Source organism: Trebonia kvetii, from assembly GCF_007827045.1.
In the GTDB taxonomy this organism is placed as follows: Bacteria; Actinomycetota; Actinomycetes; order Streptosporangiales; family Streptosporangiaceae; genus Trebonia; species Trebonia kvetii.
Genome location: NZ_RPFW01000001.1, coordinates 666,214 through 676,428, shown reverse-complemented (window position 1 = coordinate 676,428; position 10,215 = coordinate 666,214). Strand labels below are relative to the sequence as shown.

Sequence of the window (10,215 nt, the reverse complement as noted above, 5' to 3'; positions counted from 1 at the left end):
CGCTGGCGTGGCGGACGCGCGGGGCCCGGCGACGGGCGAGCTTGCAGAGGCGGCCGAGCACCGCCGCCGCGCGGGACGCCCCCGGCTGCGGCCGGCCAGCAACGCCGGCGTGCCGCCGCGCGAGGAGATACTCGACGCCGCGGCCGGGCTGTTCGTCAGCCAGGGCCTCGCCGCGACTACAACCAGGCAGATCGCCGAGCGCGTCGGCATCAGGCAGGCGTCGCTTTACTACCACTTCACGGGCAAGGACGAGATCCTGCTCGAGCTGCTGACCCAGTCCGTGCGGCCCAGCCTTCAGGTCGCCGCGATGCTGGAGTCCCGCTGCCGCGACGACCCCGCCGCCGGGCTGTACGCGCTCGCCCTTACCGACGTGCGAACCCTGACCCGCGCCCCGCACAACATCGCCACGCTTTACCTGATGCCCGAGGTCCAGGGGGAGGAGTTCGCGTCGTTCCGCGCGGAGCGGTCACAGTTGCAGGCGGCATACGGGCGGCTCGGCCGCGCCGCCGGCCATGCCGCCAGACTAGACGAAGCCCTGATAGCGACTCTCGTCATGCAGGTCGTCGAGTCAGTCATCCACCTGCGCCGGTCCGGTGACCTGCGAGACTCGCACGCACACGACATCGCCACGTCCTGCCTGCGCCTCATCGGCCTGGCGGAGCCCGAGGTGACCCGCGCCCGCGACGGCGCGGTAAGGCTCCTCGGCTGACTCGCCATACCCGCACTTTCCCACCTTTGCTTAACCGGCGACCACATTCCCGTCCGCTTTGCATCCTTTATCCCACCGGCGGTTAAGCAAAGCTGCCACACCCGGCCTCGGCAGCCGGCCGTCCCGGGGGCGCTCGGCGGATGACCCGCGCGCTGATTTCTTGCGGTGCCGGGGGGAACGGGCTGGGAGCGCAAGAGGCAGGAGGCAAGGGCCTGTTGCCACTCCGACATGGGTCAGCGAGGAGCGTTCCAGCGGCGGGCGGCGAGAAAGCCGGGGATCAGGATCAGGGCGGCCGTCCAGCAGCCGAGTTCGAGCAGCGGAACGCCGACAGCACCGCCGCTGGCGAGCGACCTGATGACGGCGGCCGCCGCGGTGACCGGGTTGGCCCGTGCGATCGGCTGCATCCACCCCGCTAGGTCCGCGACTGGGGCGAACGCCGAACTGATGAAAGCCAGGGCGATGGCGGGGAAGAACAGCACCCGTTCTGCTGTCTCTGGGTCGTTAATCAGCAGCGCGAGCCAGGCGGAAAGGACGGCGACGCTGAGTGCGAAGGCGACAGTGACCGCCACGATGGCGGCCAGGGCCGGCAGTTCGCCCGCGACGTGGAAGCCGAGCGGCGCCGCGACCGCGAGCAACAGCACCGCCTGGACAGCGAAAACGACCGCGTCGGAGGCGAGCCGCCCGGCGAGCACCGCCGCGCGGGACATGGGCAGCGAGCGGAACCGGTCGGCCAGGCCGCTGCTCGTGTCCCGCAGCAGCGCAAGGCCGGTGGTCGGTGCGGTGAGCGCCGCGTTCTCGATGATGATGCCGGGGATGAGGAACTGGCGGTACGTTCCGCTGGCGCCGGCGGCGTGCGCGGTGACGGCCAGGTTGCCGAACACGGACACGAACATCACCAGCAGCACCAGCGGCTGCACCAGGGGGTAGATCATCCGGCCGGGGTTCTTGCGCAGGACGCGCAGGTTGCGGCCGGCGATGAGGGCGCTGTCGCGCGCCGGGCGGTAGGACACGGCGGCGGTGGTCATGACACGCTCCGCGTCAACGCGAGGAAGGCGTCGTCGAGTGAGGTGCCCGCGCCGCCCGCCCGCTCCTTGAGCTGCTCCGGGGTGCCGGAGGCGATGATTTTGCCGTGGTCGAGGACATGCACGACGTCCGCGAACCGGTCGGCCTCCTCCAGGTATTGCGTGGTGAGCAGCATCGTGGTGCCTGCCGCCTTGAGCTCGGTCAGGATCGCCCAGAGCTGCTGCCGGCTGGCGGGATCGAGGCCGGTCGTCGGCTCGTCGAGTACCAGCAGCTCCGGCCGGTGCATCAGGCTGGCGGCGAGGTCGAGGCGCCGGCGCATGCCGCCGGAGTAGGTCCGCACCATCCGATCGATGGCATCGGTCAGCCCAAGCGCACCCGCGAGTTCTGCTGCTCTGCGTCGAACGGCACCGCGGCCCAGTCCGGCCAGGCGGCCGATGAGGATCAGGTTGTCCTGGCCGTTCAGCGCGTCGTCGAGTCCCGCGTACTGCCCGGTGAGCCCGATGCGCACCCGGACCTGGGCCGCCTGCTTCGCGGTGTCATACCCGAACACCCGCACCTGGCCGTCGTCTGCCCTGGCGAGGGTCGCGATGATCCGAACCAGCGTGGTCTTCCCAGCGCCATTGGGACCGAGCAGCGCGGTCAGCGTGCCTGTGCTGACGGTGAGATCCACTCCGTCAAGTGCCTGGACCAGGCCAAACGCCTTATGAACAGCGCGGACCTCGATGGCTGGCGTAACATCGCTCATATCGTGAGGCTAGCAGTTAGTGAGGTCGCCGGACAATATGTCTGACTCAGTAAGTCCCTGGCCTGTGTCCGCGTCCGCCTCCGCGGACGTCGAGGCTGCCCGCGGCTCCGCGGGCACCGATCCCTCCTCTGCCGACCTGGCGGTGAGCGTCGTGGGCCGGCTGTTCCGGCTCGCGCCGCAGCTCACTGAACTGATGGATCACGGCGCCCGTGAGTACGGCATGGGCTTCGCCCGCGGCCGCGTGCTGTGGGCGCTGCAGGCGTCGGGCCCGGTGGTGATGCGCGCGCTCAGCCAGCAGCTCGGCATCTCTCCGCGCACGGTAACCGGCCTCATCGACGCGCTCGAGGCCGACGGCTGGGTGACCCGCTCACCGCACCCGGAGGACCGCCGCGCGACGATCATCTCGATCACGCCCGCGTCGGAGGCGGCGCTGGCCACGATGCGCGAGGGTTACGAGGGCCTGGCCCACGACCTGCTCGCCGGCATCGACCCCGACGACCTGGCGAAATGCCAGTCGGTCCTCGGGCTTATCCAGGCACGGCTTGACGGCGTGGTGGCGGCCCGCATGGCGGACGGGCCGCCCCCGGCCAAGCCGCGTTCCTGACGCTCAGTCCGTCAGCAGCAGCGTCTTCGCCACCGTGCGGCGTCCCTCGATTGCCTCATGCGCCTTGGCCGCGTCGGCGAGGGAGAAGGTCTGGCCGATCAGCGGGGAGATCCGCCGCCCAGCCAGTTGCCGCAGGACTTCTCCTATGAGCCGGGATCGGTCGCCGGGCCCGTACTGCAGGTCGCGGATGGTGCCCACCCGGACCCGCCGGCGCCGTGCCGCATCCTGGTCAATGCTGGCCGGGGAACCGCTCGGCGCGCCGTGAGCCGAGAACCGTCCGCCATCCGCGACGAGGCCGAAGGCTGCCGAACCTATCGCGCCGCCCACGCCATCCAGAACGACCGCCGGCCGCGTGCCGCCAGTGGTGTCGAGCACTGCGGTGTCCCAGTCCGGCAGCCCGTAGTCAACCGCCCCGCGCGCTCCCGCCCGTCGCACGGCGTCCTGCTTGGCCTGCCCCCGTGCCGCGCCGACGACGTTCACGCCTTGGGTGCTCAGCAACTGGACGAGGAGTATCCCCATGCCTCCGGCCGCGCCAAGCACCAGGACCCACTCGCCGGGCTGCGGGGCCGTGGTCTCCAGGACGCGCAGCGCTGTCGTTCCGTCATGCAGGACGGCCGTGGCGGCCAGCAGGTCAACCTCGTCGGGGACGACGATCGCGTGCTCAAGGTCCGCCACCGCTAGTTCGGCGTACCCGCCTGTCCCGCCGGGTCCGCCGGTGTGCGCGGCCACTCGCCGCCCGAGCCATTCCCGCCCCACCGACTCGCCGGCCGCGACCACCGTCCCGCCGACGCCGTTGCCCGGCACGTAGGGCGGCTTGATCGGGAAGTAACTGGCCCCAGCGCCGGAGCGGATCATCGTGTCGACGAACAAGACGTCGCTTGCCGAGGACGCGACCACCAGCTGCTCCGGCCCCGGTGTCGGGTCGGCAAGATCTGCGATCTCAAGCACGTCAGGCGCGCCGAAGCGCCGCACCTCAATGGCACGCATGGCGTCAGGCCACCTCGCTGCCGCCGCCGGGCCCGATATCGCGTGCCGCGAAGCCCGGATGGTCGGGGTCCACGTTGAACGAGAGCACCCGGCGCGGATGAATCCGGATGATCTCTGTCGACAGGTGCCCGGTCGGATCATGCGGCCCGACAGCGTGCTCCGCCTCACCCCGGATCTCGAGGAAGTGCGCCCCCTCCATCGTCGGCTCGGTCACCTCGTCCACCACGAAGGCCACGTGCGGGTTGGCGCGCACGTTGCGGTACTTGGCGCTGCCCGCCATGTTCCACCCGGAAATGTCGATGGTGTCGAGCGTCCCGTTATAGGTGAATCCCAGCGGCTTGACCTGGGGAACGCCGTCAGGGCCGACGGTCGCCAGGTGCCCGCGATCCTGCCGCGCCATGAAGCGCTGTTCAGCCTCGGTAAAAGTCATGCTCCGACCGTAAAACTTAAAGCGAAGTTGAAGTCAACCGCGCCGCAAGACAACGGCCCGTGAGGCATCCCCGGCTCCTGACAATCCCATCCCGAACGGGTTCGGCGTACCCGCCCCATGTCAGGTGCCTGTCGTGGCCTGGCAGCCGGCCAACCGCGGCTGCCCGATCACGTACGGATCCACCGGCGTGCCGCTGGGCGAGTCAGTCGGCTGCGCCTCGCTTGAGGGGTTGTCCGGGTAGTCGGGGTGCTGGTAACCGTCCGTCGTCCCGCACAGCGCGCCCGCGACGCCGCCGATGCCGTTGGTCGATATCGAAGGCTCGAACGTGGTCGCGGCTCCCGCCCAGTTCCCGAAGGACAGGGTCCAGTCCACCTCGTTGACTATGCGCATCCAGGACGCCGGGTTGTGCGGCGGCTCGATCGCGTAGACGAAGATGTAGTCGACATCGACATCGAGCACGTTGTAGCCGGCCTTGTCGACCGCGGCATGGGCGTGCATGACTCCGTGCACCTTGATCACGTCGCCGATCAGCTGCGCCTTTCCGGGCGGGAAGGACATGACCATGCCCCGGGTACTCAGGGCGTCGCCCTGCTTGTCGACGCCCTTCTTGTTCAGCCCGTTCAGGAACCAGGTGCGGTCCCCGGCGGTCAGCAGGCTGGCGAAGGCGGTCGGTGCCCCGCCGAGCAGTGTCGTGCTGTTGAGATTGGCGGCGATAAGCAGCTTGCGCGTCCGCTGGTAGGCGAACTTAACCTGGTCTCTGCTGAACCCGCCGATGGGCTTAGCGGCCGGGAGCACGATCCCTGCGGGACCATCGGCCCAGGAATCAGCGGGAGTCCCGGCGAACGGATCGGCGGGCGGTCCGGCGATGACCGTCTTACGCGGCAGGGGAGTCGACCCGAAGGCGGACGACAATCCTGGCGCGTTGCTCAGCGTGAGGCCGGCGCCACCACTGACCGCGGGACTCGGCACCTGGGACGGCGTCGCGCTGGAGGCGGACGAGGCCGCGGCGCATCCGGCGGCGGCCATGCAGAGCGCGGCCACGATCGCGCCCGTCACAAGCCGCGAGTAATGCCTTCGGAATAGCCCCGCAGGGAGATCAGACATGGACAACAACCAACATCACGGGGATGTGGTTTTGATTTCAACAATCTAACGAATTTAAACGAGAGCGAGAATGACCGACTCCCCGGCCGGGGACTCGCCCTTGCTCCGGCTCTCGATCGCGGTGACGGTGGCGGCGACCGCCCGCAGGACCCCGGCGTCGGCGGCACCGGACTCGGCAAGCGCGAGCGCGACCGCCCTCAGCGAAGCCGCCTCCGCCGGAGCTGGCGGCTCATGGGTGGCGGCCACCGGCGCCCAGGCGTCCCTCAGATGGGCAAGCCCCGTCGCCTGGTACCAGCCAGGAGATCCGGGTCGTTCATCAGAACCGGACGCCGACGCGTCACGCAGCTCGTCGGCGAGCGAATTGCCAAGCGCCGCCCGCAGCCGGGCCGTGTCATCAATACCCGCCTGCGACACGAGCGCGGCGGCGAACGCCTGATACGGATCGCCGGCCCGTGCCCCCTCGGCACTCACGGAAGCGGAAGCGGTCCCGGACGCCGACGACGGCAGCACCCCAAGAAGCGTCCGGCCAAGCGGCCCGTCCGCGACCCAGCGCAACGGCAGCCCGAGAACCCCGGGCAGCGCGACGCCCCAGTCGAGATTGTCGATTCCGGTCAGTCGCAACGCGGCGGCCACGCCGAAGTCGGGGGAGTGCGCGATGCCGAGCGCACGGGCGTAGGCGGGGTCGAGGGCGGCCGAGTGGACGCGGGCCAGCTCAACCACGTGGCCGATGTCGAAGTCGAATGCGCCGAGGATGCTCAGATCCTGATCGATGGCCTCGGCGAGGTCGACGGCGCGTTCCCTGGCGCGAATCATGACGTCGGCGAGGTCCCCGGCGATGGCGTCGGCCATGGCACTGGCGGGAGCCAGATCGAGGGTGCGGACCAGTTCGAGACCGGCGGCACGGGTGCGGGTGATGGCGTCGGACCGGGCGAGCTCGAGAGCATGCGCGTAGGTAAGCGCGATGGCACGGGCGTGCGCGTGCATAAGGTCAACCGGCCGCCCCTCGGAGTTGGCGCGGGCCGCGATGTCACCGGACAGGGCGCCAGACAGGGCACGGACGTCGTCGAGGTCGCGGATGATGCCGAGGGCGACGTCGAGGACCGCCGCGGTCAGCACCTGCGGCAGCAGGGCGGTGCTCCGCGTGTCGGCGGCGACCGTGTGCCTCAGGGCGCCGCCGGTCAGCTCGTGCGGGTGCGGCAGGCCGGGACGCACCCACAAGTCCAGCTCCGGCGCGGTCCACGCGCTCGTGACGACGTCCGGGAGCAGGTGGCCCAGCGTGCTTGCGATGTCGGCTTCCTGGAGTTCGTCACCTCGCGGCAGCCTGACCTCAACGCCGGTCGCGGTGGCGGTGATCGAGTTCAGCCACTTGACGAAGGACTGCGCCTCGCTACCCCAGATGCCCGCCGCGGGCTGGTCGGCGCGCGGGTCCAGACTGCTGTCGGGCCTGGGTGCCCGGGTGTCGGCGAGAAACAGCCAGTACAGGTCCGCGGGGACGGGTCGCGCGCAGACCCGGGTTCCGGCGCCGGTCGTCAGCGTGCGCCGGGTGAGCCGCGCGGCCTGCACGCCGGCGATGAGCCGCCGGTGCGAGGGGGAGCAGTCCGGCTCGAGCGCACGCTTGCGCTCCCGGTCGAGGCGCTCGCGCAGCTCGGGATCCATCTCGGCGCCGGCCTCGTCGCAGTCGAAGGCCAGCGTTAGAGCCGGGATGGTGCCGCTGTCCAGGCACGCCCGGACGATGACGCTGACGTCGGCGGTCGCTGCGTACAGCAGGATGGTCTCCTGCCACCACGGGTCGCTGACGTTGCCGGCCAGGCTGGTCACCAGGTCGGAGTTGGCGCTGACGTGCCGGGCGGCCAGGTACTCCTGGAATGTCAGGTGCGCGAAGGCGTACCGGCCCTCAGACTCGATGAGCAGGCCGTTTCGCGCGACGTCGTCAAGGAACACCTCGCCCGTGACTGACGAAGAGAAGCGCCGAAGCTGGGGCTCGATGATGGCAAGGACGCGCCCGGTGGACAGCGCACTGACGTGGTCAGCCATCATCTGGTAGGCGAGCGCGGCGAGCAGCATCTGCTTGGCGGGCCAGGAGACGAGCTCGGGCATGTCCTTGGCCTGGACCCGGCGCGACAGCAGGACCTGGCAGATCTCCCCGTACAGGTCGGCGCGGGTGCCGGGCAGCGCGCCGCGATACCGGTGCGCCGTGGCGATCATCGTCAGCAGCAGCGGATTGACGGCGAGCTCCTGCAGTGCCGGATTCTCCCTGAGCAGCGAGGCGAGCCTGGTGGCGGAGTCACGACTCCGTTCCTCTACAGCGCGGCGCGCCGCCCGCCCGGAGCTCGAAGTGGCATGCCGTTCCGCGGCCAGATACCAGCGGTCCAGGAACACCCGCACCTGCTCCGGCGTGAACGGCCGCACCACGTAACGGTCCGCCTGGGACGGCAGCGGGTCGGCGTCGCCGTAGGACCTGGAGGTAACCACGAAGTCGTCGCGCGGATAGGTGTCGATCTGCCGCTCGACCCAGCCGGCCACGGCGACGCGGTCCTCTTCACGAGCGACCTCATCGAGGCCGTCGAACAAGATCAGGCAGTGACCCGCCTCGAGCTGGCGCTCCCACCAGCCGGCGTGTTCCCTGCCCGGCTTGCCGGCGACCGCGGCCCGCACCACGTCAGGCAGCGAGACAGCGGGGTCGGCCACGATCGCCTCGGCGTGCTGCCGCAGCGCGAGCAGCACCGGCACGCGCTTGCGATTAAGCCGCCCGTGCGCGAACATCCGCGCGCTGCGCCGCGCGGCCCGCGCGAGCAGCGTGCTCTTCCCGCTGCCCGGCCGCCCGACAAGCGCGAGCACCACGCGCGACTGGCCGTCGAGTAGTTCGCCGAACGAGTGCCGCTGCGACCCGTCGGCCACCGCTTCGTCCGCCGGGCCGGTCGAAGCCGCAGCCGGATCCGGTGCCCGGCTGACCAGCGCGACATCGACGTAGACGTCGTCAAGCTCGGGGATGTGATCGCCGCCGGTGGCGAGATCCTGCACGTCAACGTAACGAAGCGAGTCATGGACCCACCGGCGATACCGGTTGCCGTATCCGGGCAGAACCGGTCGCCATGCTCTCGCGCTCAAGTAAGCCCTCCGGCCCCGGTCTGTGCCGCCGGTTGATGTCTTCTAGCGCAGCCTTCCCAGCAGAACGAGTCAGTAACTCCTTCTGGTTGCGCGCTGAACACGTACCGCAGGACAAAGTACCGAACTTTGGACAACGGTGACATCCCCGAACGGGTCCGGCTTACTCGCCCCAGCGAACGGCTTCTCCCGGCAGTTCGAGAGCGGACGCAGCGGGGCGTGCCGAGTAGCGTAGGGGCATCGGCTCAAGCTAGGGAGAGGCGATGACGGGTATCCGTGCACGGCCCGGGATGGTGCCGGTGGATCGGGCCGAGCTGGTCACTCGGGACATCGACCTGCTCGCCGACCTGATTGGGGAGCTGTACGTCGAGCACACGCCCAGCTTCAGCTGCCCGGACCCGAACCTGGTTCACGGGGGCCTGCGGTCGGCCACGGCTGGCGGGCTGAACGTGTCTCTGACCCGGTACGGCGGGCTCGCCTACTCAGCCAAGGTCAGTCCGACCAGCCCGCCGGTGGCGTGCGTGTACCTGCGGGGCTCGGGAGTCATCGCGACGGCCAGGGAAGAGCTGCGCGTGACCGGCGGTGACGTGTTCATGATGCCGGCTCACCTATCGTCGACCGCCGAGATCGACGATGCCGATGCCATCGCGATGCGGGTCCCGTGGGCCGCGGCGGATGCGCTGGCCGAGGCGAGTACCGGGCTGCCCGCCGGGGACTTGCGCTTCGAGGCCATGGCGCCGGTCTCAGCGGACGCCGGGCAGCTTTTCGCGATAATGGCGGAGTTCATCTACGGCGAGCTTGTCAACTCCGAGGCAACCGAAATCTCCGCGCTGCTCGTACAGGAGATGACCCGGATGGCCGCCGCCGCGTTCCTTGAAACCTTTCCCAACACGGCCATGACCGCTGGCTATCTACCCGGTTCGGGCTGGGTGCCGCCCGCCAGTGCGCGCCAGGCGGCCGGTTTCATCGACGCCTACGTCGACCAGCCGATCACCCTGGATCAAATCGCGGCCGTGGCCGGGCTGACCGGCCAGGCCCTGGAGCACGCGTTCCGCCGCCACTACGACACCACTCCGATTGGTTACCTGCACCGCGTCCGGCTCGAACGTGCCCGTGCGCATCTCCAGGCCGCCGAGCCCGGCGATGGCACGACCGTGGCCGGAGTGGCCCGCCAGTGGGGCTGGGCCAGCCAGGCGTACTTTGCCGCCGCTTACCTGCAACGGTTCGGCGTGCTGCCCATCCACACGCTGCACACCCGATAAGGCGCAGAACCGTGGACAACGCACGCAGTGTAAGGATCTGCAACTGAAGCTCACGGAAGATCCGAAAAGCGTGCTCTACGTCCCCGCGGCGCACTCAATCAATACCGATGGACTCCACCAGGACCTGTCTGAGGTAGCCGACCACGCGGAGCAAGATGACTGGCCATCGATCGTCGATGGTCTGATCGAGGACGCTGGCAAGATCCTGGAGGATCTTCACGGTTAATCGACAGTTCCCAGGTATCG

Annotated in this window: 10 protein-coding genes; 4 read left to right on the top strand and 6 right to left on the bottom strand. The window is 69.7% G+C overall.

From position 1 onward, the window contains the following. The first annotated feature begins 7 nt into the window (after positions 1 to 7). A complete protein-coding gene (locus tag EAS64_RS02850; protein ID WP_145851134.1) occupies positions 8 to 709 on the top strand; it encodes a TetR/AcrR family transcriptional regulator in 702 nt (233 codons plus the stop codon). A gap of 233 nt (positions 710 to 942) precedes the next feature. Here EAS64_RS02850 and EAS64_RS02845 read toward each other — a convergent pair whose 3' ends face one another. Together EAS64_RS02845 and EAS64_RS02840 are read right to left on the bottom strand one after the other, a co-directional pair. After that, the gene (locus tag EAS64_RS02845) at positions 943 to 1,734 is read right to left on the bottom strand and encodes an ABC transporter permease (RefSeq protein WP_145851133.1); all 792 of its coding nucleotides are present in this window, start codon (positions 1,732 to 1,734) and stop codon (positions 943 to 945) included. Continuing rightward, positions 1,731 to 2,477 carry an ABC transporter ATP-binding protein gene (locus EAS64_RS02840; RefSeq protein WP_145851132.1) on the bottom strand — a complete coding sequence of 249 codons (747 nt, stop codon included), beginning with the start codon at positions 2,475 to 2,477 and terminating at the stop codon, positions 1,731 to 1,733. Before EAS64_RS02840 ends, EAS64_RS02845 begins: the two co-directional genes overlap by 4 nt. Before the next feature lie 64 nt (positions 2,478 to 2,541). Here EAS64_RS02840 and EAS64_RS02835 point away from each other — a divergent pair, with 64 nt between their 5' ends. Beyond that, positions 2,542 to 3,081, top strand: a complete 540-nt coding sequence (locus EAS64_RS02835) for a MarR family winged helix-turn-helix transcriptional regulator (RefSeq protein WP_187365651.1) — start codon at positions 2,542 to 2,544, stop codon at positions 3,079 to 3,081. Positions 3,082 to 3,084: 3 nt separating this feature from the next. Here EAS64_RS02835 and EAS64_RS02830 read toward each other — a convergent pair whose 3' ends face one another. The 3 genes from EAS64_RS02830 to EAS64_RS02820 all read right to left on the bottom strand — a co-directional run bounded on the left by EAS64_RS02830 (position 3,085) and on the right by EAS64_RS02820 (position 5,293). Continuing rightward, the gene (locus EAS64_RS02830; RefSeq protein ID WP_145851130.1) at positions 3,085 to 4,068 is read right to left on the bottom strand and encodes a zinc-binding dehydrogenase; all 984 of its coding nucleotides are present in this window, start codon (positions 4,066 to 4,068) and stop codon (positions 3,085 to 3,087) included. Between the two features lie 4 nt (positions 4,069 to 4,072). After that, complete coding sequence (locus EAS64_RS02825; protein ID WP_145851129.1) at positions 4,073 to 4,498, bottom strand: PPOX class F420-dependent oxidoreductase; 426 nt, start codon at positions 4,496 to 4,498, stop codon at positions 4,073 to 4,075. A gap of 120 nt (positions 4,499 to 4,618) precedes the next feature. Beyond that, positions 4,619 to 5,293, bottom strand: coding sequence for a hypothetical protein (locus EAS64_RS02820; RefSeq protein ID WP_222848944.1), 675 nt, complete (start codon positions 5,291 to 5,293; stop codon positions 4,619 to 4,621). A 70-nt stretch (positions 5,294 to 5,363) separates the two neighbouring features. Between EAS64_RS02820 and EAS64_RS44440 the strand changes: the two genes are divergently transcribed. Then, the gene (locus EAS64_RS44440) at positions 5,364 to 5,567 is read left to right on the top strand and encodes a hypothetical protein (RefSeq protein WP_222848943.1); all 204 of its coding nucleotides are present in this window, start codon (positions 5,364 to 5,366) and stop codon (positions 5,565 to 5,567) included. 89 nt (positions 5,568 to 5,656) lie between these two features. Here EAS64_RS44440 and EAS64_RS02815 read toward each other — a convergent pair whose 3' ends face one another. After that, a complete protein-coding gene (locus EAS64_RS02815) occupies positions 5,657 to 8,623 on the bottom strand; it encodes an NACHT domain-containing protein (RefSeq protein ID WP_187365650.1) in 2,967 nt (988 codons plus the stop codon). A 347-nt stretch (positions 8,624 to 8,970) separates the two neighbouring features. On the opposite strand from EAS64_RS02815, the gene EAS64_RS02810 reads away from it, so the two are divergent. Then, on the top strand, positions 8,971 to 9,969 hold the full coding sequence (locus EAS64_RS02810; protein ID WP_145851126.1) for an AraC family transcriptional regulator: 999 nt from the start codon (positions 8,971 to 8,973) through the stop codon (positions 9,967 to 9,969). The last annotated feature ends 246 nt before the right edge of the window (positions 9,970 to 10,215 follow it).

Bases quoted from the DNA above. Each gene is read 5' to 3' on its own strand.
- EAS64_RS02845 (WP_145851133.1), bottom strand. From the start codon at position 1,734: ATGACCACCGCCGCCGTGTCCTACCGCCCGGCGCGCGACAGCGCCCTC.
- EAS64_RS02840 (WP_145851132.1), bottom strand. From the start codon at position 2,477: ATGAGCGATGTTACGCCAGCCATCGAGGTCCGCGCTGTTCATAAGGCG.
- EAS64_RS02830 (WP_145851130.1), bottom strand. From the start codon at position 4,068: ATGCGTGCCATTGAGGTGCGGCGCTTCGGCGCGCCTGACGTGCTTGAG.
- EAS64_RS02825 (WP_145851129.1), bottom strand. From the start codon at position 4,498: ATGACTTTTACCGAGGCTGAACAGCGCTTCATGGCGCGGCAGGATCGC.
- EAS64_RS44440 (WP_222848943.1), top strand. From the start codon at position 5,364: ATGACCGTCTTACGCGGCAGGGGAGTCGACCCGAAGGCGGACGACAAT.
- EAS64_RS02810 (WP_145851126.1), top strand. From the start codon at position 8,971: ATGACGGGTATCCGTGCACGGCCCGGGATGGTGCCGGTGGATCGGGCC.